Genomic DNA, 24,346 nt, shown 5'->3' with positions numbered 1-24,346 from the left:
AGGTTCGCCTAACCTAATCCCCCCGTGTCGAAGGAGACCAGTGAGCGCACCGCACTTGGAGCATCTGTTCCACCCCGACAATGCTCGTGAGTACACCAGCGGCATCACCGAAGCAATCCGACTGCTCGTCGACCAGCTCGCGACGCTCGAAGGCCCCACCACCGGGATCTCGCCCGCGGCGGCAGCAGAACCAGTCGCCGAGGTCGACCTGGACCACCCGCTCGTCGACAGCACCGCGGCGCTGGCCGAGGTCAGCCGACTGTGGCTCGAGGACGCGGTCTGGTTCCACGAGCCCTCCTACGCCGCTCACCTCAACTGCCCGGTCGTCATCCCCTCCCTCGTCGGGGAGCTGCTGATCGCGGCCGTCAACACCTCGATGGACACCTTCGATCAGTCCGTGGGCGGCACCTTCATGGAGCGTCGTCTCATCGACTGGACCGCGGCTCGCGCCGGTTACCCGGAGGCGACCCGGGACGGCATCTTCACCTCAGGCGGCAGCCAGTCCAACCTGCAGGCGCTGCTCCTGGCCCGAGGTGAGGCGGAGCGCCGTGGCGTACCTCTGGACCGGCTGCGCTTCCTCACCTCCGCGGACAGCCACTTCTCGATCGCCAAGTCCGCCCGCCTGCTCGGCATGGGCGACGCGGCCGCGATCGCGATCCCGACCGACGCCGAGCACCGGATGGACGTGGCCGCGCTGCGCGAGGCGCTGGACGAGTGCGTCGTCGACGGTCTCGTGCCCGCTGCGGTCGTGGCCACCGCCGGCACCACCGACTTCGGCGTGATCGACCCGCTCCACGCCATCGCCGACGCCTGCCAGGACTTCAACGTCTGGTTCCACGTCGACGCGGCGTACGGCGGTGGGCTGCTCGCCTCGCTGAAGTACCGCCACCTGCTCGACGGCATCGAGCGCTCGAACTCGATCACGATCGACTACCACAAGACCTGGTTCCAGCCGGTCTCCTCCAGCGCCCTCCTGGTCCGCGACCAGGCGAGTCTGCAGCACGCCTCCTGGTACGCCGACTACCTCAACCCGCGGGAGTCGGAGAACCCCAACCAGGTCGACAAGTCCCTGCAGACCACGCGCCGCTTCGACGCACTCAAGCTGTGGCTGACCCTGCGCACGATGGGCGCCGACCAGATCGGCGCCTACCTCGAGACCGTGATCGACCTGGCGCGCGAGGTCTACGACAACCTCAGCGTGCAGCCCGACATCGAGGTCATCACGCCCTCCCAGCTCTCCACCGTCGTCTTCCGCTACGTCGACCCGCACCTGGACGAGGACGCGGTCGGCGACCTCAACCGACGTATCCGCGCCGAGATGTGGAGCGGCGGCCGCGGCGTCATCGCCGCGACCAAGGTCGACGGCCGTCAGTTCCTCAAGCTCACCCTGCTCAACCCCAAGGCCACCGTCTCGGACATTCTCGACATCATCGAGCAGGTCCGTGCGCTGGGTCTGTCCTTGGGTCGTCCCGTCCCGGAGGTCGTCCGATGAATGCTCCCCACGAATCAGCTCCCGTCCACGACCTGATCGGCATCGGGCTCGGTCCGTTCAACCTCGGACTGGCCGCCCTCGCCGACCCGATCGACGAGCTCGACTGCCTCTTCCTCGAGGGCCGCGACCGGTTCGACTGGCACCCGGGCATGATGCTCGACGAGGCCACCCTGCAGGTGCCCTTCCTCGCCGACCTGGTGACGATGGCCGACCCGACCTCGCGGTTCAGCTTCCTCAACTTCCTCAAGCAGACCGGCCGGATCTACCCGTTCTACATCCGCGAGAACTTCCTGCCCCACCGGCGTGAGTACAACCAGTACTGCCAGTGGGTCGCCTCGCAGCTCGGCTCCGTCCGGTTCGGGCAGCAGGTCACCTCCGTGGAGCACGACGGCGAGACGTACGTCGTCACCACCGCCTCCGGCCAAGGCGATCGATCCCAGATCCATCGGACCAGGCGGCTGGTGCTCGGGACCGGGACGACCCCACGCGTCCCGGACTGCGCGGCCGAGGCGGTGGCGGCCGAGGGTCCGGCGCTGCACAGCTCCGAGTACCTGGCCCGCAAGGACGAGCTCGTCACCCGGCGCAGTATCACCGTGGTCGGCAGCGGCCAGTCGGCCGCCGAGGTCTACCTCGACCTGCTGAACACCCAGCCGGACCACGACTACCAGCTGGCCTGGCTGACCCGCAGCCCGCGGTTCTTCTCGATGGAGTACACCAAGCTCACCCTCGAGCTGACCTCGCCGGAGTACTCCGCCTACTTCCAGTCGCTCCCGACCGAGAAGCGCGACCGGTTGTTGAAGTCGCAGCAGAGCCTCTACAAGGGCATCTCGGGCGACACCATCGACGCCATCCACGAGGCGCTCTACACCCGCTCGGTCACCGAGGCCGCCGAGACCACGCTGCTGACCAACACCGAGGTGCGCGGCGTGACCCGCACCGAGGACGGCTACCACCTCGCGCTGCACCACGTGGAGCAGGAGGAGGACTACGCGATGGCGACCGAGGCGCTGGTCCTGGCTACCGGCTACCGCGCGGGCATCCCGGACTTCCTGGAGCCGGTCCGCGACCGGATCCGCCTGGACGAGCAGGGTCGTTACGCGGCCAGCCCGACCTTCTCGGTCGACACCGCCGACAGGGAGATCTGGGTGCAGAACGGTGAGGAGCACACCCACGGCTTCGTCGCCCCCGACCTCGGCATGGGCGCGTACCGCAGCTCGGTGATCCTCGCCGCCATCCTCGGCCGCGAGCCCTACCCGGTCGAGAAGCGGGTCGCCTTCCAGGAGTTCGGCGTCCCCGACCGCTTCAAGCTTCAGCCTACGGAGGAGAACCGATGAGGATCACGATCGAACCGCTCGAGATCGAGGCCCACCTCGGCACCGTCCACTCGTGGGTGACCCACCCGCGCTCGGCGTACTGGATGATGCTCGACGCCACGTTGGAGGACGTCGCCGCGGAGTACGCGCGCATCGCCGGCCACCCCCACCACGACGCCTGGCTCGGCCGGGTCGACGGCGTGCCGGCGTTCCTGGTCGAGACCTACGACCCTGCCCGCAGCGAGCTCGCCGGGATCACGCACCTGCCCGATCTGGCCGACGGCGACCTGGGCATGCACGTCCTGGTCGCACCGACCTCGGGCGAGCCCGTCTCGGGCTACACGACCCGGGTCTTCCGGGCGGTCATGCGGCACTGCTTCGCCGACCCCGGCGTCCGTCGCGTGGTGGTCGAGCCCGACGTACGCAACGAGCCGATCCGCCGCAAGAACACCGAGGCCGGCTTCGTCGAGCTGCGCGAGATCAGCATCGGGGAGAAGACCGCGATGCTGTCGGTCTGCACCCGGGAGATGTACGCAGCCTCGCACCTGCGCCCGGAGAACGTGCAGGTCGCCCACCGGCACCTGGTCGCCAAGGCGATCGCGGAGTTCAGCCACGAGCGGCTGATCGCCCCCGTCGAGACCGACGGCGGCTGGGAGCTGAAGGGGCCGTCCTCGACGTACTCGTTCACCGCTCGGCGCTTCCTGCTCGACCACTGGGTCGTGGACCCGGACTCGATCGTGCGGCGCACCGGCGAGGCGCGGACCGTGTTCGACTCGAACGTGGAGGACGTGGTCGACGCGCAGGCGTTCGTCGCCGAGTTCGCGCCCGACCTGGGCATCCCGGACAAGCTGCTGCCCACCTACCTGGAGGAGCTGGCGGCCACGATCGCCTCGGCCTGCTGGAAGCTCGAGCACCAGACGCTGACCGCGGCCGACCTGGTCGACGCCGACCACCAGAGCGTCGAGGGTGCGATGAGCGAGGGCCACCCCGCCTTCGTCGCCAACAACGGCCGGATCGGCTTCGACATCGACGACCACGCCCGCTGGGCGCCGGAGACGAGCAACGACCTCAGCCTGCTGTGGGTCGCCGTCCCGCGGGACCAGTCCCACCTGGCCCTGGGCCGCGGCGAGGACGAGGAGCGTCTCTACGAGGCCGAGCTCGGGAAGCCGACGCTGGCCCGGTTCGCCGCGAAGCTGCGCGGCCTCGGGCTCGACCCGGACGGGTTCCGCTACCTGCCTGTCCACCCGTGGCAGTGGCGCCACAAGCTGGCGGTCACGTTCGCGGCCGACGTCGCCGCGCGCCGGATCGTGCTGGTCGGCTCGGGGGAAGATGTTCACCGTCCGCAGCAGTCGATCCGGACGTACTTCAACACCTCTCGTCCCGAGCGGCACTACGTCAAGACCGCGCTGTCGATCCAGAACATGGGCTTCATGCGCGGCCTCTCGCCCGCCTACATGGCGGCGACCCCGGTCATCAACGACTGGGTCGCCGACCTGGTCGAGGGTGACGCGGAGCTGAAGGAGCGCGGTTTCGGCGTGCTGCGCGAGCTGGCCTCGATCGGCTGGACCGGCGACATCTTCCACGAACTGCCGACCCCCTCGCCCTACCGGAAGATGATCGCCGCGCTGTGGCGCGAGTCGCCGGTGCCGCGGCTCGCCGAGGGGGAGCGGTGCGCGACGATGGCGGCGCTGCTCCACCGCGACGCGGCCGGTGCCTCGTACGCCGCCGAGCTGGTCCGTGCCTCCGGGCTGCCCGCCCGGGAGTGGGTGCGCAGCTACCTCGACGCCTACCTGCGGCCGCTGGTGCACTGCCTGCTGGCGTACGACCTGGCGTTCATGCCGCACGGCGAGAACCTGGTGATGGTGCTGCGCGACCACGTCCCGGTGCGGATGTTCATGAAGGACATCGGCGAGGAGGTGGCGGTGATGGGTGACCTGCCGCTGCCCGAGGAGGTCTCCCGGATCCGCGGCTCCTTCCCTGATGACGTCAAGGCGCTCGCGGTCCACACCGACATCTTCGACGGGGTGCTGCGCTACGTCGCCGCGATCCTCGATGATGAGGGGGTGCTGCCGGAGACCGAGTTCTGGGCCGAGGCCCGGGCGTGCATCGTCGACCACGCCGCCGACCACCCCGAGCTGGCCGACGCGGTCGCGCGCTACGACTTCCTGCGCCCGCGCTTCCGCCACTCGTGCCTCAACCGGCTGCAGCTGCGCAACACGCTGCAGATGGTCGACATCACCGACCAGGCCGAGTCGCTCATCTTCGCGGGCACGCTCGCCAACCCGATCGCCGATCCGGTCGCATGACGCTGTGTCGAGACGAGTGGGGCATTCCGCACGTGCGGGGTGCCTCGCTGACCGAGGTGGCCCGGCTGCAGGGCTGGGCCACCGCGCGGGACCGCGCCTGGCAGCTCGAGATCGAGCGGCTGCGGGGTGAGGGCCGCACCGCCGAGCTGCTCGGCCCGGCCGGGCTGGAGTGGGACGTCTTCGCCCGCCGCGCCCGGATCGCTGCCGTCGCGCGTTCTGCCTATGCCGGGCTCGACGAGGAGACGCAGGAGTTCCTGACGGCGTACGTCGACGGGGTCCGCACCGGCCTCGCCGAGACGTCCTGCGTCGAGCTCGACGGGCCTGACGGGTTCGGTCCGGCGCCGGGAACCTGGCAGCCGTGGACGCCGCTGGCGGTCTTCTGGGTGCAGCAGATCCTCTTCGGTTCGTTCCCCTCCAAGCTCTTCGGTGCCCGGGCCGCGCGGGTGCTCGGCTCCGAGGCCGAGCTGTTCCGCACCGAAGGGTTGACCGGCGGCCTCTCCGGCGGTTCCAACGCGTACGCCGTCGGCGGCGGCCGCACCCGCTCCGGTCTGCCCCTGGTCGCCGGTGACCCGCACCGGGTCTTCGAGGCGCCCAACGTCTACCTCCAGGTACGGCTGGCGTGCACCGATCCCGACGACGCCTTCGACGTGGTCGGGATGACCTTCCCCGGTGTTCCCGGTGTGCAGCACTTCGCGCATGCCGGGTCCGTTGCGTGGGGGATCACGAACGCGATGGGTGACTACCAGGATCTCTACCGTGTCGATCTGCGCCCGGGCGGTGACGCGGTGCGGCGGAGCGAGGAGACGGTTCTCGTCCGCGGACAGGAGCCGGTCTCGGTCGAGATCCTCGAGACCGAGCGCGGGCCGGTGGTCCTCGGTGATCCGGAGGAGGGCTGGGGTCAGGCGCTGCGTACGCCCGGCCACGAGCTCGGCGACCTCGGCTTCGGAGCCCTGCTGCCGCTGCTGCGGGCCCGCTCCGTCGCCGACGTGGAGGCGGCGGTGGCGCACTGGGTCGAGCCGGTCAACAACTGGGTGATCGCCGACGTGGCCGGCGACGTCGTCCACACGGTCGGCGGCCGGGTGCCCACGCGTGACGAGGCGGGGGAGTGGACCGGCTGGGTCGACCCGCTCCCGCGGCGTACGGCTTCTCCCGGCGGCGCCGTGGTGACCGCCAACGACCGGTGCATGCCGGAGTTCGACGTGCTCGCGACCGGCTTCGCGCCGCCGTTCCGCGCGCACCGGATCGGCGAGCTTCTCGACGGCGCCGGCCCGCTCGAAGCGACGGACGCGGTGGCGGTGCTCGCCGACACCGCCCAGAGCGCCGGTGGGCCGCTGTTGGCGCTGGTTCCCGTCGACCTGCGGCCGCAGGCCTTGGACGAGTGGGACGGCGCGATGGACGGGTCGCCGGGCGCTGCCTGGTACGCCGCGCTGCGCGCCGAGGTCGTCGACCGGATCTGCGCGGCACCCACGCTCGCGCCGCTGCGGGAGCCGTCGGAGCACGGGCCGCTCTATGCGCCGTGGTTCAGCCTGCCCGCCCGGGTCGCCGGTGCGCTGCACGTCATCCTGGCCGCCGAAAAGCCGTTCGGCCTTGATCTGCGCGAGCTGGTCACCGAGGCGGCGAAGGCCGTCTCCGGCCGTGAGTCGGCGCCGTGGCCGGAGAGCCACCGCTTCTGGCCGCTGCACGCGCTGGAGCAGTTCGAGCTCCCGCACACGCGATCGGCGCCCGCCACTCCGCTGCCCGGCGACACCGACACGGTCCGCTGCAACGCCTGGATCCCGGGCACCACCGTCACTGTCCGCGGCTCGGTGGCGCGCTACGCCTGGGACCTGGCCGACCGCGACAACAGCCGCTGGGTCGTGCCGCTGGGTGTCAGCGGCGACCCCGACAGCCCCCACCACACCGACCAGCACGATGCCTGGGCCGGCGGAGGCGCCGTACGCGTCGTCACCGACTGGTCCCTGCTCACCGAGGAGAAGACATGCCCCTGACGATCCGCGACCTCGAGCCTTCGGCCGATATCGACCTCCTGTGCGACTGGCTGCACGCCGACCGGGCCGAGTTCTGGGGCATGGTCGAGAAGCCGCGCGAGGAGATCGAGGAGATCTACACCTGGCTGCAGGAGCAACCGCACCTGGCGGCGTACATCGTCGAGATCGGCGGCGAGCCGGTCGCCCTGTTCCAGACCTGGGACCCCGAGGTCGACGAGCTCGGCACCTTCTACGACCGCCGCCCCGGCGACCTCGGCGCGCACCTCTTCCTGGGCGACACCCCGGCCCGTAAGGGCCGGACCGAAGACGTCATCGACTTCTTCATCGACCAGGTCATCGTCAAAGCCGGCGCCCGCCGAATCGTCGCCGAGCCGGACGCCACGAACGAAGCCTCCATCGCCCGACTCGACGACTACGGCTTCAAGCGCGGTCCCGTGGTTCAGCTCCCGCACAAGGTCGCCCAGTACGTCTTCCTCGAGCTGCCCTGACTCACGACAGCTTCTGCGCGACCTCGTTGAGGGTGGCCCGCAGCCTGTCGCGGTAGACGTCGTGCTGCTCGGGCAGTCGGGCGTCGCAGAACGCGGCCGTCGCCGGTGGTGAAGCGCCACGTGTAGTTCTTCATCTCGGCGTACACGGTGCGGTCACGGCGTCAGGCCGCGAGGATGTGGTCGAGGAGTACGTCGCGCAGCGTGAACTCGGCTCGAGACAGGGGTGGTGGGTTCGCCCGCCAGGTGTCGGGTGGTGGGCTGACATAGGTGTGGCCGGTGGGTGTGATGGTGGTGATGCTGCCGTCGGGTCCGGGTCTGGTCTGCCATCCGAGGGCTTCTTTGGCTTGATTGCTAGTTGGGGTATTCAGTACCCAAGCGCTGGTCGGGACCAGGCCTCACGAGCCCATGAAGCGCTGCGCCGCCTTCTCGAAGGTCTCAAGGGCTTCCTTTCGCTTCACGAGCGGATTCTTCTCCCGCCCGTACGAGCGGACTGACGCTGCCCGGAGCGCTTTGGCCTCCTCGGTGATCGGCAGATTCAGTAGCCGCATGCGCCCGAGAAGTATCCCAGCCTCTCTGTTGGCCTCGGTCCAGCCCAGACGCCGTTCTGACGCCTCCCGCCTCCAAACGGCATGGTCTTGCTCGGACACCGGAGGCTCGTCGGGGAACCGGGTTTCGCCGACCGGGTTGCCGTCGATCCAGTGGTCGAGTTCATCGGCCTCCATACCGAGCCGCCACATACGTTCGGTGACCTCCCAGAACTGCTCTAGGAGTTCCGCTGCCCGTCGACGTCGCTCCGCCTTGCGCGCGAAATAGGCGTCGAGCCACTTGCCGCCCAATGCAGCGCCAGCGCCAACGAGCGCGCCGACGAATCCGCTGGCCGCGCTGATCCATGCTGTGTCCACGGCCGCAATGTTGACCGAGTACCCGCTCATGCGCAGTGAAATCGCAGAAGTCGTGAACCTCGCCCTACTGGTTCTCACTCTGCGGCCTCGTCGCCATGCCAGACCGGGTCGGCAGGCACCCAGAACGCCCACAGCCGTGCCAGGTCGATACTCGCGATCTCCGCTTCGTAGGCCAGCCATAGTAGGTGATCAGGGTCGTACTCGACCGCCGATCCCTTGCCTCGGTTCCATGTCACGATCCGGATGCCACCGTCGCCGAGACGCGTCACCCATCCGTGGGAGTAGCGGTTGCGCAGGTCATAGATGCGCTGGAGTACCGGTACCAGGAGCGGCCACAGTTCGTCGGCTCCCGTCTCCTTCATGTGGCGATCGAGCATTGCGATGCGGTCACGGACGGGCATGCGGGTCAGGACGTTGACGGCGAGTTCGTCACTGGTTTCGATGTTGGAAGCCAGCCAGGCTCCGAGGACCTCATTGATACCGAACTCCAGCGACGCGGCGCTCTCCAGGATGAAGCCTCGGACCCGGTGCACGGCATCGGAGTCAAGATACGACCGCACGAAGACGTTGAACTTCGCGTGCGATCCCTGCGTATCGCCCGATCCCTCCGTCACAGCAACCGACACTAGGGCGCTGGCGAGGGGGGTGAGCACGGTTCATCGAATTTCGCGGGCACGCATCTGAATCGGCCACGGAGGGCAGCGCCCGGCCGTACGGTGCGCCCGTGACGTTTGAACAGGTGATGACGGTGGTGGCGGTCGCGGTCGGCCCGGCGGGTATCGGGCTCGGCTGGTGGCTCTCGGAGTTGGGTACGACCAAGCGGGCCAAGGAAGCTACCAAAGAACAGGAGGAGCAGGAGCGGGCCGCCCGCTCCATCCGACTCCTCACGGCCGCAGCGACCGTTGAGCGCCAGGGCCGAACCCTTGCCCAGGTGGCATACGACCAGGGTGCACTCGGGCGACACCCCAACGAGGAGCAGGTCGCCGCGTTTACGAATACCCTCAACTCGGGGATGGGCGATCTGAGCCGATTGATCTTGGAAGCCGAGGTGTTCGGGCCCGATGGCCTCGCCAACATCGGCCGGACGCTTCAGACCTACGGCCTGGACTTGGTGAACGTATTGCACGCCATGAACAGCGACCTGCTGGCCGTCGACGTCGAGAAGGTGCAGAACGAGACCATCCCGGCCTTCCAGGCCGCTATCAAGAACGCGACCGGAGACGTGCGGGCCCTGCTCGTCCATTGACACCCGGCGAGCCCGCATCCGTGACCGGGGCAAGGTGACGACTTTCTCATCTGCCCCCACTGCGTCTGGTCCCGCCTTCGGCCGATTCAGCGGGATATGGCTAGATGTGGCCAGATTCGGCGACATACGGTCGAAATGCCACACCGTTCGGCTCTATCTACTACCTTGGCCCGTAAGTGCTGATCCGCGCCCTACTGGCCGGGGTAGGCGCTTGCCGCCCCCGGGGAGACCCGGGGGCCTATTCATTTCCGCACCACGACCCCGGGCGCTCCACCGGAGTAGGCGTTCACGTTTCGGTGGGTCGCGTCTCCCAGGTGGTCCCACATCGTTGGCGGGACGACCCGGGCCACATTCTTACTGGGGTGCATGTAGGTGCGCCACCCGGCGTATGCGACGAGGTCAGCCATCTGCACGAAGTAGGAGTGATTCGAGGCGCGCGGCGACGGGTCGTCGATGAGGTGAGGGATCGGGTTCCGCACGGTGCCACCGCCGAACATGCGCCCGGCGGTGAGGTGTCGGCGGGCCTTCCGTACCATTCGGCGCACGGCGTCGTTCTCGCCTTCGTCGTGGATGATCATGAGCGGCTTCTTGCCCTCGTAGAACGACGTGCGTTCGAGTCGCTGGAGCAGCATCTCCCAAGTGCCCTCGAAGCACTGCTGCCCCTGCCACCCGGTCTTCGTCTTGTCGGTGACCACGGTGAACGCGCGGGCGGGCAGGTACTGGAGCGTCGTGAGGGCAGACCGATAGATCCGGTGCCTGGCGTCCGGGGAAAGGTTGTACCGCTTCAGCGGGCCGGAGCCACGGATGAGGTAGTTGGCCTTCAACTCGTCACGCAGCAGCACTCCGAAGGTGTCCCGGATGCGGCGGCGGTGGGCAAGTATGGCGTCGAAAGCTTCGGGCCAGTCGCTCACCTCCACCAGGACACACCCGAGCGCGTAGCAGGCGCTCGAACCTGCGAGTGCCGGGTCGCCGGTGTCGCCGGTCTCATCGACATAGGCCAGAAGCATGAGGGTTATCGTGGCATCGGGATGTCCCGTCGCGTGGCAAATCGGCGGGAGTTCTTTACCCCGCTGGACGACCTAGTCGGCCGAGGATCCGAGCATGGGGCGGCGCGACATGACGCCTCCCGCTCGGGCAGTCACCGCTGGAACTGATGCCAGGCCGCGTGACCCCCAGGGGCATCTAGAGGGATCGGCCCTATGACGAGGGGTGGCTGCCCGGTTGGGGTGGGGGGACGTTCCCCACCCCCCGCTCGCCGTGTCTGGCTCCCTGATGGCCTCGACCGGGACCCACGGGCCTCGGATGCACCTCGTCGGTTCTCATCGCGCAGAGCGCGTTGTGCGGCCCGCTGTGGCGGTCGTAGGCGCCAACCCGAGCCGACTGGACGACCGGCACCTCGTCGGGTCCATGTCGTCGGCCTCGGGCTGCCGATCCCGTCGGCGTTGATGGGGCTAACGGCGTTGATGGGGCTAACGACGAGGTCCGGAGCGTCTGTGCCTGCCGGAGCACTTCGGTTCCCTGAGGGGCGGTTGTTCGCGGTGGCTCCGCCGTCGTGGTCGGCCGTCGTGGTCGGCCGTCGCGGCGGCGTACGGGTGGGATCGGGCGTGGCGGGGTCGGGCGGGGCGGGGTCGGGCGGGGCGGGGTCGGGCGGGGCGGGGTCGGGGGCGCACCTCCCCCCACCTCTGACGCGACGCGCCCCCTCCCCGGGGCTGGCGGGGAGGGGGCGCAGGAGGCGGGCAGGTGGGTCTAGGCGGAAGGAGTTCGACGCTCGCCACCTTCGATCCCGGGTTGCGCATCGAGGCCATGCCCACGACCTCGGCCCGGGTGACGTTGACCCGCTGGCTGACTAATACGTGGCGTCGACCCAGGCTCGGACGGGGGTCCCCACGGGGTCGATGCCGTCGTGTTCGCGGGGGCTCCTCTTGCGGGCGTCGGCGTCACGTTCGCGCTGTGCCTGTGCGGTGACCGTGGCGAGCCGAGTACGGAACTCCTCGAACGTCGCAAGGTCGAGCGGGTGTCCGGCGGCGACGATGGTCCTCGCGTCGTACGCCTCGACCCGGGGCGCAGTACCAGGGTCCCTCTTGGCTCGGCGTACCCGCTGGTCGATGGCGAACATTGCGTCGAGGTCGAGGTCGCTGAGGATCAGCAACTCCTCGGCGGTTTCGGGACGCCAGGTCGCGGCTCCGGTGTGCTTGGCGAGGAGGACCCAGGCTCGTCGGGCGAGGTCGACCCGGCTGAACGCCTCCCGGGCGCGGGCGTGCTGCCGGGCCCCGTCGGGCGAGAGGCCGCCGGTGTCGGCGCGGGTGATTCGGTCGCCGATGGCGTCCTGGGCTTCGGTGATGGGCTCCTGCGCCTCGGCGACCACCTCGCGCAGCGCCTCGACGATGTCGCCTGCTGCGTCGGCGACCGCGGCAGCCTTGTGGTCGTCGGCGAAGCGCCGGAGGTGGTCTTCCACGGAGCCGATGGTCTGCCAGTTGCGGGTCAGCAGGTCGGCGATCTCGGGGTCGTTGATGGGGTCCTCGCCCGCCCGGCGTAGTTCGAACCAGCGCTGGGCTGCCCGCTCCGGGTCGGGCATCAGGTCGCGCGGGACTTGGGCTGCGGCGTCGGCTTCGGCGATGGCGGCGGTGAGGGCCTCGGGGAGGTCGCGGCCGAGGTCGTGGAGGGTCGAGGTCAGCAGGGTGATGGTGCCCCTGAGGTTGGGGTTGAGCGGGCTGGTGGTCATGGTGTGCTCCTGTCGTGGGTGTCGGACGGGGTCATGGGCCTGGTTCGGGCGTTCGGGGCCCGAACAGGTCGCGGGTCACTGCGCGGAGATAGCCCGGGTCGCTGAGGCGGGCGAGGTCGATGTCGACCGGCGGCGTCGTGGTGCTCCTTGAGGGCTTGCAGCGCCGGTTCTCCGGCCGGATGTAGCCGGGCCTGTGGGGGCCTGGCTGCGCGTCCTGGGCCTCGGGGTCCCTCGGGGCCTGGTCGGGACTCACAGGGGCGTTCTGAAGCTTTGGTGCCCGATAGAAGGTGCACGTGGGCCGGTGGTTCGGCTGGAGACGTCGCTGCCTGCCGCTCCCGATGATCAGGTAGGGCTCGCCGCAGCGGTCGCACACGACCCGTTCATCGAGGTCGTGGATGTCGGCGGCGATCGTCTCGGGCAGGTACGGGACCGCGCTGCGGGTGGCGCGGGCTGAGGTCATTCGTGTCGCTCCTCGTTTCGGCTGGTTATGGGGTGAGGATTGGTGCCGCTGGTTCCGGTGATTGGTGAGTGGTGTGAGTGGTGCCCCTTATAAAGAGGGGGCACCACTCACCACTACTGGTGCCGGCAACGGTCGGCACCAGTGGCACCACTCGGGTCTGTGACGGTGTGAAGCCATGAATTCCGGGGGCCTGGGGTCCGCTCGATAACCCCCTGGCGGACCAGTGAAGCCAGTGCATCGGCCACCGACTTCTCGTTGCCCGGGACCTCGGTGCGAATATCGCGCTGGCTACATCCCGGATGCTTGGTCACGTACGCCATCACCCCGGCGGCATACGTCTCGCCCCTCGGGGCCGGGGACTCGCTGGATAGCCGCAGCGTGGTCGGGTCCATCACGACGGCAACCTCGGGCAACGGGTCGCGGCCTCGGAACTTGTCGGCGCGGAGGGTCCGGGTCTCGCCATCGCGGTCTCGCTTGTAGATCAGGACCGAGTCGGGGGCGTCATGCAACGCCGAGGATCCGCGTCCCCGGCCGTCGGTCCACCCGGCGTGGGCGGCGACAATCCACTCCTTCGCACCTGCCTGACTCCGGGTGAATTGGTTGAGCATGGCGAACCAGGCCGTCACGTCGGAGGCGGAGTCCTGAGATTCCCCCGTGAACGCACGGCCGAAGGTGTCGACCATGACGATCTCGACCTCCAACGCATCGAGGGCCCTGGCGAGGATCTCGCGCTCGAACGGATCGCGCAGGGGGTTCGGGATGTCGCGGAGGTCGACCACGACCAGCCGGGCCAGATCGACCCCGGCAGAGCCGCACCAGTCGATGAGTTCGGCGGCGTCCATCTCGTAGGACAGCAGCGCCACCCGACCCCCGATCTGGCGGACGGCCTGGCGCCCCAGGAACGCGGTGCCCTCCAGGAGGTCGCGGGCGAGGTTGGCGAGCATGGTGGTCTTCCCGGCTCCGGCCTGGGCAATGAGGACGGCCCCGCCACGTCCAGGGAGCACTCCGGCGATGCGTGGCGGGGGTGGGTCCGGGAGGAGGTAGCGCAGTTTGTCGGCGGTGGTGATCTCGAGTCCGAGCAGCGACTCCTTCGACTCCTCGTCGGCTGGTTGCACGGGTGTCCCATCCTCGATGTCTACGGCGAGGTGTGCGGGCTCTGGGGTCGGCTCGGTGGACCACTTCTCCGGATGGGTGACACCGAGGGCGGGGGTGCTCATGCGGCACCCCGCATCTCGTCGTAGGCACAGCGCCCGGGACCACAGACGAGCCCGGCGGCAGTGGCGGCCTTGATCCCGTCGAGCCCGAGGGGTCCGCAGTGGCAGCCGTGGTTGACGACGACGGGCGCGGACCGGTCGGCGATGCAGTCGACGCCGAGGAGGCAGCCGCAGGGACATGAGCCGGACCGAATGTCGACGGGCTCGGTTACGCTGGCCTGGTTCTTCGTTGGCGACGGGGATACGGGGCCGCCCTTGCAGGGGCGGCCTCTCCCGTCTCCGGGCGGTCGCTGGTCACGCGGCATCGGCGTCACCTCCCGCACGGAGGCCGAGGAGGGCGGCGAGCCGCCGGGCGTGATCGTCGGAGGGCGGCTGGGTCTTGGCGAGTTCGCGGTCGATGGTTTCGAACCGTGCCTCCCGCTCGGCCTCGGCAGCCGGGGAGTCGTCATCGGGCCGGATCCGGGCAGCCAACCGGGATCGCAGCCACGCGGCGGTCGCGGGCTTCATGCGATCTCCTTCTCGGGGACGAGGAGGGCCTCGACGTCGGCGTATCGCACGCGGCGGTGCCCGGTCCCTGCGAGCCGATAGGCGGTGAGCAGTCCTCGTGCGACGAGGAGTTCGATGGTGTCGGCTGAGTAGCCGTAGCGCTGACCGACGGTTGCGAGCGAGCCGTATTCGGGGTCGGTTCCGGATGCGGGCATACTTGGTACCGCCTTTCCTACTTGGGATTGGTGGCGGGGCGGTCCGACCGGAGACTTGCCGGTGTTCAGTCGGCCGCCCCGTGCTTTATACGGCGTGATTCCTGTGCTTTCCCCACCTAAACGGGCGGCGTATGGGTTATGCAAGGAATTCACGCTGTGACCGGTTTGGGCGCTCGCTAACTTGTTTGGCTCGGCCCAACATTCACAGGGTTATCCACCGACCTAAGGCAGTTATCCCCCGAATACGGGACCTAATCCACCGCAAGAAGCTCTCGAACTCGGCCGATAGAAATTCGCCCACTGCCGCCGTTGCGCCGGGCCTGTTCATCCCGACGAGATTGGGAATGCGGAAGGCCCCGCCCACCATCAGGTGGACGGGGCCTTCGACGTAGACGATCAGGAGGGGTCGATAACCCAGGCTGCCCAGCGGATCTCGACGCACTCGTCCATCGGGGCACCACGCCTCCCGGTCGGCCGGACCGTCACCTCGTCGACGAGGTCGCGGAGCACCGCACGAACCGGGTCGCGATCCTCGTCCTCGACCATCGCCTGCCAGACGGCCCCGATGTCCTCCGAGGCGACCAGGGCAGCCACAGCCGGGCGAGGAGCGACCACGACGGCCTTCCGCTTCGCCTCGGTCTGCTTGGCCCGCAGATCGGCCAGGATCGCAGCAAGGTCGGCCGGGTCGAAGTCGGCAGCAAGCCGCTGATAGGAGGCGATCTGCTCGCCGAGACGGTCGACCTCCCGTGCCGCCAACTGCTCGGCCGCGCCCGGACCGACGGTCGCCTTCGCGGCCAACCTGTCGGCGTGCTCCACGAGGTAGACCCCGACGAGGTCGAGGACATGCTCGTCAACATCGGCGCGACCCTTCCGAGTATGCACGTACCGGCTGCACTGGTACGTCGGGGTCTTCACCTTCTCGCCGCTCGCCCGGGTGTTGTGCTTCGCCCCAGCGACCATCGGGGCACCGCACACAACGGGCTCGTAGGAATGCGGCTGCTCGGCCTCCACGAGAGACGCGGGGTCGCCTCCGCCGTGATGCCGAGCGTCGGCCTCGTCCTTCGCGCAGGTCTCGCAGATGACCCGGCCGCACTTGGCGATCCCGGTCAGGTAGTTGTTCGCCGGACGGCCCGGGGTCTTCCGCTTCGCCGACGCGTCGAGGACCGTCTGCACCTGCTGCCAGAGGTTGACGTCGACGATCCGGTGACCGTTCGCGCTCTCCGCGACGACCCGCCACTCGCCGGGGCGCTTGCCTACCTTCGCGGCCTCCTTCTCGGTGTAGCGACCGTGGGCGACCAGCCCGGCATGCCTCGGGGACCGCAGCATGTAGAGCAGGGAGTCGGGCCGGAACACGCCTCCGCCGACACCTCGGGCACCTTGGGAGGCGAGCCAGCGGCCGACGGTCCGCAACTCCTCCCCGGCCGCGACCTTGTCGTACGCGTTGGCCAGCAGGGGGCCCTCGACCGGGTGCGGGACGAGCCCCTGTCGGGACCCGATGACGGGGAGTTCCTCGGGGGCGTGCCACGTCTTGTGCTCGCAATCCCGGGACCTCTTGGCGGCCTTGCAGTCGGCGCAGGGACGGCCCTTGTGGCGGCAACCTTCCCCGGCGTCGCAGGGCTCCTTCCAGGCCCACCCGAACGGTCTCGTGCTGCTGGTCATGCGGCCTCCTTGGGCGCGGTGGCGTGCGTTGTCTCGGACCCGCTCGGCCTTGCGGCGGGACTCCATCTCGGCGGCGGCTCCGAGCATCTGGGCGCGGAAGATTCCGGCCGCCGTCGAGAGGTCGACCTCGCCTTCGTGGCGGGCGATCACCTGGGCGTGCGGGATCAGTTCCTTGGTGATCCGTGAGATCTCCGCGACCCGCCGGTAGAGCCGGTCGGAGTCGCGGACGATGACCCCGTCGAAGAGGCCCGCCTTGGCGTCTCGCAGCATCCGCTCGAAGTCGTCGCGGACGACGTCCTCGTCGTATGCGGAGAGGTTGTCGTCGGCGTAGTGGCCGACGATGACCGCGTCGGGGTAGTGCCGTTCGGCGTAGACGGTCGAGTCGTCCCGCTGCTCGCCGACGCCTTCGCCGTCCTCACTGTGGGAGGTGTCGGACATCCGCGAGTAGGTCACGAGCCGAGTGGGGACCCGGTACGTGATCGTGTTGATGAGGTCCCGGTTCGCGGCCATCAGGGCGGCGAGCGGGTCAGCCTCGGGGCTGGTTTGTCGTTCTAGGGTGCCGGTGCTCATGCGGCAAGGGTACTAAATTCCCCATCTAGGTTGCAGCGCTCGCAGAGCCCTTGGAGGTTCTCGGCGCTGGTGGTTCCGCCGTCGGTGTGGCGTTGGATGTGGTCGATGTTGCGGATCGGAGCGTCACAGCCGTTGGTCCTGCAGACACCGCCGTCGCGGGTGGTGATGAACTCGGCGAGTCCGTCGGGGGCTTTGCGGGAGCGTGATTCCATCGCGACGAGTTGGCCGGCGGGGTCGGTGAAGAGGCGGCGGATGAAGACGTCGGCGTCGGCCAGAGCCTCGCGAGCCCAGGTGGCGGGGACGGGGCCGTAGCCCTCCACCATCGCCGTCTGCTCGCTGTCGTTGCTCAAAGCGTCGGCGGTCATGACGATCTTGACCTCGACCCGAGGCTTGGCCCCGGCGGCTTCGCGGCCGGTGATCCGGTCGACGAGGGTGTCGGCCATGACCTGACCCCGGCTCCGCTCATCCCCGGCGGCGCGGGCGGCATTGGCGGCCCGGTCCAATGCTGCGAACACGGCGACGCCGTCCTTGACCGGGAGGAGGGCACCCAACCAGGTCATCGTGTCCGGTGCCGGCCGCAGGCTGACCCGCCGGTCTTTCGCGGCGTTGGCGGCACGGGCGACCACGGAGGCCTGGTCCAGCGAGATAGCGAGCTTCTTGGCGGCGTTCTCAAGTTGGCGTAGTCCCATCGCGACCGCTCGGGCGGGTTCACCGCCTGGCCCAGTGGCGCAGAGTTCGTGGTCGATGACCCGACGGTCATCGAGCGAGAGGCAGGCGGTTTCGCGGGCCAGGATGGTGGCCTGCCACTGCGAGAACAGTCCGGCCTTCATCAGGTTGAAGGTGTGGGGTATCTCGGCCAGAAGGATTTTCGCCAGCCCGAGCAGCTTCGCACCCCGAGCCGGGGAGACCCGCCGGGCGAGCGCGACCTGCGAGGCGACCCCCTCGCCGAGTTTCCGGGCAGGAACCCCCGCGGCTGATTGCCGTGCCCGGGCGGCTTCCTCGAGACGTACCGCTGCTTCGGCCTGCACCGCCTCCGCGCGACACTTCACCGTTTCGAGGCGAGAGATCCAGTCGACCAGCTCACCCTCGGACGCACCCGGAGGTGGCCCGTCGAGCAGGCGGTCGATGGTCTCGTACATAGTGCTTATTATATGCGTTCGAACACCATTGTGCTATCTGTTTTTGCTGTTCAGAACGCAATTATGCAGTCAGCGAACAAGACGCGTGAGTGCTGCGCCACACCCTCGCCGCCGCCCCGATATAGGCGAAATCTTTCTCGATCGGGTGCCGGGTCAAGGATGGCCGAAGGCCACCGCGAAGCGGCGGGCGAAGCCCGTCCTTGACGCGGCGCGCGATCGAGAAACACTCAAAGCAAGGGTCGGCGGCGAACCCTGAAACGAAAGCACAGCCGCTAAACCGAGGTTTCCTCACGGGTGCCTCGACAAGCTCGACCACCGGTGCGCCGCGTCTCGACACGCGTCCGCCCAGCGGCTCCGGCGGTGCCAGCAGTCCTACGAGTCAGCGACCATCTCGACCAGCCGCCCCATGGCCCCGAGCTCAGCATCATGAACCCCCTGGTCAGGAACGATGACGAGCGACCACAACCGACTCCCGACAGCAACGTTCCCGACCACGAGATCCCCGTCGTCGTGCGACTCGATACACACGAACGCCCGATCGCCGACCTCCACAGGCGGAGGAGAAGGGATGCAGTCCTCCCGGCTGGCGGAGAGCCCAGCCGAGACAGATGTGTCGACCAGCGTTGTCACGAAGATCGCGCCCCGGTCGCTGGTGTAGGTGCAGACGTCCTCGTCGGCGCTCTGCGACCAGGACCCAGGGATGGCACGAGCGACCTGGGCGGGCTCGAAGAGACAAGGACCGGAAGCCTCGGCGGGTGCGGAGGTGGAGGGGCTGGGGCCAGGGCTGCCGCTGCTGGGCTCCCCGGACCCGCAGCCGGCGAGAGCGGTCGCCGAGAGGACAGCCGCGACGCTCAGCAGCTTCCTCGACACGTACGTCTCCTCGGGTTGCGGGGTTCCATGCAGTTTCTCAGGTCGAGCCCGGAAAAGGAGTCACGGGGGTTGCCTGGACCGGGCACAATCGCATCCGTGACCTCGGACCTGGTGCAGGTAGCAATCAACGACGGCGACCCCCGGACCTCGATCCGCGAGCGGCTCGCGGGACAGCATGTGCTGCTCACCGGGGTGACCGGGTTCGTGGGGGAGGCGCTGCTGCACCTGCTGCTGACCGAGGTGCCGGACGTACGCCTCAGTGTGCTCGTGCGCCCGAAGGGATCGACCCCGGGAGCCGACCGGATCGCGAAGCTGCTGGCCAAGCCGATCTTCGAGGCGGTCTCGGACGCGGAGGTGAACGTCGTCGAGGGTGATCTCTCCGACCCGCCCGCGCTGCCGCAGGACCTCGATGCCGTCGTGCACTCCGCGGGCGACGTCTCGTTCGACCCGCCGGTCGACGAAGGGTTCGTCACCAATGTCGTCGGCGTGCGCGAGCTGCTCAAGCGGGTCGAGGAGACCGGGCGCGACATCCACTATCTGCACGTCTCGACCGCGTACGTTTCCGGGCGGCGACGGGGACACATCCCCGAGGGGCCCGTCGACCATGCCGTCGACGTGGACGCCGAGCTCGCCTGGGGGCTGGCGCAGCGCGCCGCCGTCGAGGAGCGCTCGCGCAGCGTCGAGGTGATCTCCAAGCTGCGCAAGCAGGCCGAGCGCGAGCACGGCCGGGCCGGGCTGATGACCGCCGCCGCTGCCGCCGAGGAGGCGCGCAAGAAGTGGGTGAAGGAGGAGCTCGTACGTCTCGGCACCGAGCGGGCGCGCTCGCTGGGCTGGACCGACTGCTACACCTTCACCAAGGCGCTGGGGGAGCGCGTCGTGGAGGCCCACGCCGCCGCCGGCCACCGAGCCACGATCTATCGCCCGGCGATCATCGAGTCGGCCGTCTCCCGCCCTCATCCGGGCTGGATCGAGGGCTTCAAGATGGCCGAGCCGCTGATCCTGGCCTATGGTCGCGGTGAGCTGCCGCTCTTCCCGGCCGCCGCCGACACCGCCATCGACATCGTGCCCGTCGACCACGTGGTCGCCTCGATCGTCGCCTGCCTGGCGCACCCGCCCCAGCACGGTGAGCCCGCCTACTTCCACCTCGCCTCGGGCGACCGCAACCCGGTGACGTTCGGGATGCTCTACGAGACCGTGCGCGCCTACTTCTCCAAGGAGCCGTTCGCGGCCGGCGACCGCGGTGCCGCGCGGCTGCCGGAGTGGACCTTCCCGGGCGGGGCCTCGGTCGAGCGGATGATGGCGACCGGGGAGAAGGTGCACAGGGTCGCCGACACGCTGCTCGGGCTGGCCCCGCGCAGCGACCGCACCCGCGGCTGGGCTCGCGACCTCGACCGGCAGGGCCGGCGGCTGAAGTTCCTTCGGCGCTACCTGGACCTCTACAAGGAGTACGCCCAGGCCGACCTCCGCTTCGTCGACGCCAACACCCTCGCCCTGTATCGGTCGCTGTCGCCGGCCGACCAGGAGACCTTCGCCTTCGACACCGGGGTGATCGACTGGCACGAGTATCTCCACGACATCCACGTGCCGTCGGTGACCAAGCCGGTCCGCGAGCTCGACGAGCTGCGCAAGCTGCGGAAGAAGCCGGTCCCCGGTCGGATGCCGCGGATCTCGGCGGCCTCGCCCACCGACGAGAAGCGGGTCGCGGCCTTCTTCGACCTCGACGGCACCCTGATGTCCTCCAACGTGATCGAGACCTACCTCTGGCTGCGCCTCGGCGAGCTGTCGGGCACCAAGAAGGCCGCCGAGATCGCCCGGATGGCCGGCAAGGTGCCCAAGTACGTCTGGGCGGACCGGGCCGAGCGCAGCTCGCTGCTGCGTACGGTCTACAAGGAGTACGCCGGTGCGCGGCTCTCCGAGCTCGACGAGATCGTCGACCAGCACCTGACCACGCACATCCTCGGGCGGCTGGCCCCGGATGCGGTCCGGCGGATCCGAGAGCATCGTGCCGCGGGGCACGTGACGGTGCTGGTCACCGGTGCGATCCGGCCGCTGACCAGGCCGCTGCTGCCGCTGTTCGACCACATCGAGGCCGCCGACCTGGCCGTCGACGACCGCGGGTTCTGCACCGGACACCTGGCCTCCTCGCCGTTGGTCGGGGAGTCGCGCGGGGCCTTCGTCCGCGAGTGGTCCCGCCGATCCGGGATCGATACGGCCGACTGCTTCGCCTACGCCGACTCCCACTCCGACCTCCCGCTGCTCGCGGCGGTCGGACATCCGGTCGCGGTCCGGCCCGACGTACCTCTCTTCCGGCACGCCAAGAAGGCCCACTGGACGATCGTCGACTGGGAGTCTCCCGGGCACGCGAGCCGCACGCTGGACCCTGCGGGGAGGCGATGACCATGTCGAGTCGGCCCATGTTGACGAAAATATGTGCCGAGTCGGCCCGTCTTGACGGGCCGACTCGACAGCAGGAGGGGTGACGATGCTCGCGCTTGAGATGTATCGATCGGTGGCGAAGACTGCCCTGGGGAAGATGGCCGGCGGCCGGCTGCCGCTGCTGCTCACCGGGGCCGCGGCACCGCTGCGGATGGTGACGCTGGATCCGCCGAAGGTCGAGCACGAGGGCTGGGCCCGGCTGCGGGTCTCGCTCTCCGGCATCTGCGGATCCGACCTGGGGATGCTGTCGGGGAAGACCTCCCTCTACTTCCAGCCGCTGGTGAGCCTGCCGTTCGTGCCCGGCCACGAGATCGTCGGCGAATTGCTCGACCCGTGCGGTGACCTGGAGGCCGGCACCCGCGTGGTCGTCGACCCGGTCCTGACCTGTGCCGCGCGCGGGCTGGAGGCCTGCGAGGCGTGCGCGCGGGGCGAGACCAACCGGTGCTCGCGGATCACCGTCGGCGACATCTCCTCGGGGCTGCAGACCGGGTTCTGCCATGACACCGGCGGCGGCTGGTCCCAGCAGCTCTCGGTGCACCGTTCCCAGCTCCACGCGGTACCGGAGGGTTACTCCGACGAGCAGGCGCTGCTCGCCGAGCCGGTCGCCTGTGCTGTCCACACGGCGCGAAGGGCAGCGATCAAGCCCGGTGACCGGGTGCTCGTCTCGGGCGCCGGCTCGGTCGGTCTGCTGGCCACGCTGGCCCTGCGCGAGCTCACCGACGCCGGCGAGATCCTGGTCGTCGCCAAGCACGCCCACCAGCGCGAGCTGGCCATGGAGTTCGGCGCCACCGAGGTGGTCGCGCCGTCCGAGACGCTGCGGAGAATTCGCCGTGCGACCAGCGCTTTCATGCTCGAGCCGGAGATGCTGTCGGCGCCCTACCTCCTCGGCGGCGTGGACGTGACCATCGACGCGGTCGGCTCCAAGGAGTCGCTGCAGACCTGCCTGCACGCCACCCGCGCCGGTGGCCGGGTGGTGCTCTCCGGGATGCCCGCCTCCGCCGATCTGTCCGCGGCCTGGTTCCGCGAGCTCGAGGTGGTCGGGACGTACGCCTCCTCGCGGGGCTCCGGCGACTTCGCCACCGCCCTCGACCTGGTCGGCCATGACGCCATGTGCCGCCTCGCCAAGACCGTCGCGCCCTACCCGCTCCACCGTTGGCGCGAGGCCCTCGACCATGCCCACTCAGCCGGTCGGCTCGGCACCGTCAAGGTGGCCTTCGACCCCCGACGTACGTCATAGAAGGAGAGTCATCGATGACACGCCCAGGATTCGTGCTGGAGGTGGACGACCGTACGCCGCCCCTGCTCGTCCACGAGGGGCTCGGGTTCCGGCTCGAGGAGTTCCCGCAGGGCACCCGGGTGGTCTATCCGCCCGAGTCGCTGCCGACGGTGCCGGATGTGGAGGGGGCGATCCGGGAGGCGCTGGAGAACCCGGTCGACTCCGAGCCGCTGCGCGAGCTGATGTTCCCGGGGATGCGGCTGACGATCGCCTTCGACGACCTCTCCCTGCCGCTGCCCACGATGAAGGCGCCCGACATCCGCGGCCGGATCATCGAGCAGGTGCTCACGATCGCGGCCGAGAAGGGTGTCGACGACGTCGAGATCATCGCCGCGCTCGCCCTGCACCGCCGGATGACCGATGCCGAGATGAAGCACATCGTCGGCGAGCGCGTCTTCCGCAGCTTCGCGCCGCAGGGCCTGCTCTACAACCACGACGCCGAGGACCGCTCCAACCTCGAGCACATGGGCGTCACCGAGAAGGGCGAGGACGTCGAGATCAACAAGCGGGCGGCCACCTCCGACCTGCTGATCTACGTCAACGTCAACCTCGTCGCGATGGACGGCGGCCACAAGTCGGTCGGCATCGGGCTGGCGTCCTACAAGTCGATCAAGCACCACCACAACGCCAAGACGATGGTCCACTCGCGCTCCTTCATGGACCACAAGCACTCCGAGATGCACTCCTCGGCCTGGCGGATGGGCCGGCTGATCGGGGAGAACGTGAAGGTCTTCCAGATCGAGACGACGCTCGACAACGAGGTCTTCGGGAAGCCCTACGACACGCTGCTCAAGCGCGAGTGGGAGTGGTCGCTGCGTGACCAGGCGACCGTGCTCGGCCTGCGCCGAGGACTGGCCGTGGCGCCGCAGAAGATGCGCCACACGATGTTCCACGACCTGCGCTCCAACTACGGCCTGACCGGGATCACCGCCGGCGCCGTCGAGCCGGTGCACGAGCTGACCGTGCAGCGGGTCCACCAGCAGCAGCGGGTCAAGGTCGAGGGGCAGTCCGACGTGATGGTGATGGGGGTGCCCTATCTCGGCCCCTACAACGTCAACTCGACCATGAACCCGATCCTGGCCGCCTGCATGGGTCTGGGCTACTACTTCAACTCCTACCTGCGGCAGCCGGTGGTGCGCGAGGGCGGCGTCGCGATCCTCTACCACCCGCTCGACGAGGGCTTCAACACCCTGACCCACCCCTCCTACGTCGACTTCTACGAGGAGGTGCTGGCCGACACCACCGATCCGGCGCTGATCGGGCCGAAGTTCGAGGAGCAGTTCGCCACCGATCCCTGGTACGTCCACCTCTACCGCACCTCGAACGCCTATCACGGCGTCCACCCGTTCTACATGTGGTACTGGATCGCGCACGCGCTCGACCACCTCGGCGACGTCATCTGGGTCGGCGGGAACCCGAAGGCCGCGGCCCGGATGGGCTTCCGGTCGGCGTCGACCTTGCGCGATGCGCTGGAGATGGCCAGCTCGACCGTCGGGCCGTCGCCGTCGATCACCTATCTGCGCAATCCTCCGCACCTGCTGGCGGACGTGCGATGAGGTGTCGT

The 24,346-nt window shown here is 69.1% G+C and carries 20 protein-coding genes; 9 read left to right on the top strand and 11 right to left on the bottom strand.

What is annotated here, in order from left to right; translation table 11 throughout:
- Window positions 1–40 precede the first annotated feature (40 nt).
- From ACFVDI_RS14245 to ACFVDI_RS14225, 5 genes are read left to right on the top strand one after another with little or no spacing between them, the layout of a single operon-like run.
- Window positions 41–1,492, top strand: a complete 1,452-nt coding sequence (locus ACFVDI_RS14245; RefSeq protein WP_378905992.1) for a pyridoxal phosphate-dependent decarboxylase family protein — start codon at window positions 41–43, stop codon at window positions 1,490–1,492.
- Window positions 1,489–2,826, top strand: a complete 1,338-nt coding sequence (locus tag ACFVDI_RS14240; RefSeq protein ID WP_378905990.1) for a lysine N(6)-hydroxylase/L-ornithine N(5)-oxygenase family protein — start codon at window positions 1,489–1,491, stop codon at window positions 2,824–2,826. The genes ACFVDI_RS14245 and ACFVDI_RS14240 overlap by 4 nt, the downstream gene beginning before the upstream one ends.
- The gene (locus ACFVDI_RS14235) at window positions 2,823–5,111 is read left to right on the top strand and encodes a GNAT family N-acetyltransferase (RefSeq protein WP_378905988.1); all 2,289 of its coding nucleotides are present in this window, start codon (window positions 2,823–2,825) and stop codon (window positions 5,109–5,111) included. Before ACFVDI_RS14240 ends, ACFVDI_RS14235 begins: the two co-directional genes overlap by 4 nt.
- Window positions 5,108–7,099 carry a penicillin acylase family protein gene (locus ACFVDI_RS14230; RefSeq protein ID WP_378905986.1) on the top strand — a complete coding sequence of 664 codons (1,992 nt, stop codon included), beginning with the start codon at window positions 5,108–5,110 and terminating at the stop codon, window positions 7,097–7,099. Before ACFVDI_RS14235 ends, ACFVDI_RS14230 begins: the two co-directional genes overlap by 4 nt.
- Window positions 7,090–7,587, top strand: coding sequence for a GNAT family N-acetyltransferase (locus ACFVDI_RS14225; RefSeq protein ID WP_378905984.1), 498 nt, complete (start codon window positions 7,090–7,092; stop codon window positions 7,585–7,587). The genes ACFVDI_RS14230 and ACFVDI_RS14225 overlap by 10 nt, the downstream gene beginning before the upstream one ends.
- Before the next feature lie 395 nt (window positions 7,588–7,982).
- On the opposite strand, the gene ACFVDI_RS14220 is transcribed toward ACFVDI_RS14225, so the two are convergent.
- Entirely contained in the window at window positions 7,983–8,489 is a 507-nt protein-coding gene (locus ACFVDI_RS14220; protein ID WP_378905982.1) for a hypothetical protein, read from the bottom strand.
- Window positions 8,490–8,563: 74 nt separating this feature from the next.
- Entirely contained in the window at window positions 8,564–9,103 is a 540-nt protein-coding gene (locus ACFVDI_RS14215; RefSeq protein WP_378905980.1) for a hypothetical protein, read from the bottom strand.
- Between the two features lie 110 nt (window positions 9,104–9,213).
- On the opposite strand from ACFVDI_RS14215, the gene ACFVDI_RS14210 reads away from it, so the two are divergent.
- Complete coding sequence (locus ACFVDI_RS14210; RefSeq protein ID WP_378905978.1) at window positions 9,214–9,735, top strand: hypothetical protein; 522 nt, start codon at window positions 9,214–9,216, stop codon at window positions 9,733–9,735.
- Between the two features lie 242 nt (window positions 9,736–9,977).
- Here the strand turns inward: ACFVDI_RS14210 and ACFVDI_RS14205 are convergent, their stop codons facing one another.
- From ACFVDI_RS14205 to ACFVDI_RS14165, 9 genes are all read right to left on the bottom strand, one after another.
- A complete protein-coding gene (locus ACFVDI_RS14205; RefSeq protein WP_378905976.1) occupies window positions 9,978–10,742 on the bottom strand; it encodes a DUF3800 domain-containing protein in 765 nt (254 codons plus the stop codon).
- A gap of 839 nt (window positions 10,743–11,581) precedes the next feature.
- Window positions 11,582–12,457 carry a hypothetical protein gene (locus ACFVDI_RS14200; protein ID WP_378905974.1) on the bottom strand — a complete coding sequence of 292 codons (876 nt, stop codon included), beginning with the start codon at window positions 12,455–12,457 and terminating at the stop codon, window positions 11,582–11,584.
- A 31-nt stretch (window positions 12,458–12,488) separates the two neighbouring features.
- Complete coding sequence (locus tag ACFVDI_RS14195; RefSeq protein WP_378905972.1) at window positions 12,489–12,917, bottom strand: hypothetical protein; 429 nt, start codon at window positions 12,915–12,917, stop codon at window positions 12,489–12,491.
- A 113-nt stretch (window positions 12,918–13,030) separates the two neighbouring features.
- Complete coding sequence (locus ACFVDI_RS14190; protein ID WP_378905970.1) at window positions 13,031–14,134, bottom strand: AAA family ATPase; 1,104 nt, start codon at window positions 14,132–14,134, stop codon at window positions 13,031–13,033.
- Window positions 14,135–14,425: 291 nt separating this feature from the next.
- Complete coding sequence (locus tag ACFVDI_RS14185; protein WP_378905968.1) at window positions 14,426–14,638, bottom strand: hypothetical protein; 213 nt, start codon at window positions 14,636–14,638, stop codon at window positions 14,426–14,428.
- Complete coding sequence (locus tag ACFVDI_RS14180; RefSeq protein WP_378905966.1) at window positions 14,635–14,832, bottom strand: hypothetical protein; 198 nt, start codon at window positions 14,830–14,832, stop codon at window positions 14,635–14,637. The genes ACFVDI_RS14185 and ACFVDI_RS14180 overlap by 4 nt, the downstream gene beginning before the upstream one ends.
- 396 nt (window positions 14,833–15,228) lie before the next feature.
- Window positions 15,229–17,061, bottom strand: a complete 1,833-nt coding sequence (locus ACFVDI_RS14175; RefSeq protein ID WP_378905964.1) for a recombinase family protein — start codon at window positions 17,059–17,061, stop codon at window positions 15,229–15,231.
- Window positions 17,058–18,200 carry a DUF222 domain-containing protein gene (locus ACFVDI_RS14170; protein ID WP_378905962.1) on the bottom strand — a complete coding sequence of 381 codons (1,143 nt, stop codon included), beginning with the start codon at window positions 18,198–18,200 and terminating at the stop codon, window positions 17,058–17,060. Before ACFVDI_RS14170 ends, ACFVDI_RS14175 begins: the two co-directional genes overlap by 4 nt.
- Window positions 18,201–18,572: 372 nt before the next feature.
- Window positions 18,573–19,070 carry a hypothetical protein gene (locus tag ACFVDI_RS14165; RefSeq protein WP_378905960.1) on the bottom strand — a complete coding sequence of 166 codons (498 nt, stop codon included), beginning with the start codon at window positions 19,068–19,070 and terminating at the stop codon, window positions 18,573–18,575.
- Window positions 19,071–19,166: 96 nt separating this feature from the next.
- On the opposite strand from ACFVDI_RS14165, the gene ACFVDI_RS14160 reads away from it, so the two are divergent.
- From ACFVDI_RS14160 to ACFVDI_RS14150, 3 genes are all read left to right on the top strand, one after another.
- A complete protein-coding gene (locus ACFVDI_RS14160) occupies window positions 19,167–21,467 on the top strand; it encodes an HAD-IB family hydrolase (RefSeq protein WP_378905958.1) in 2,301 nt (766 codons plus the stop codon).
- Window positions 21,468–21,552: 85 nt separating this feature from the next.
- The gene (locus tag ACFVDI_RS14155; protein WP_378905956.1) at window positions 21,553–22,743 is read left to right on the top strand and encodes a zinc-binding dehydrogenase; all 1,191 of its coding nucleotides are present in this window, start codon (window positions 21,553–21,555) and stop codon (window positions 22,741–22,743) included.
- Window positions 22,744–22,757: 14 nt separating this feature from the next.
- The gene (locus ACFVDI_RS14150) at window positions 22,758–24,338 is read left to right on the top strand and encodes a lactate racemase domain-containing protein (RefSeq protein WP_378905954.1); all 1,581 of its coding nucleotides are present in this window, start codon (window positions 22,758–22,760) and stop codon (window positions 24,336–24,338) included.
- The last annotated feature ends 8 nt before the right edge of the window (window positions 24,339–24,346 follow it).

It is taken from the genome of Nocardioides sp. NPDC057767, from assembly GCF_042798275.1.
Lineage (GTDB): Bacteria > Actinomycetota > Actinomycetes > Propionibacteriales > Nocardioidaceae > Nocardioides.
The sequence above is the reverse complement of the archived record's forward strand: the minus strand, read 5'-3'. Positions and strand labels throughout refer to the sequence as shown.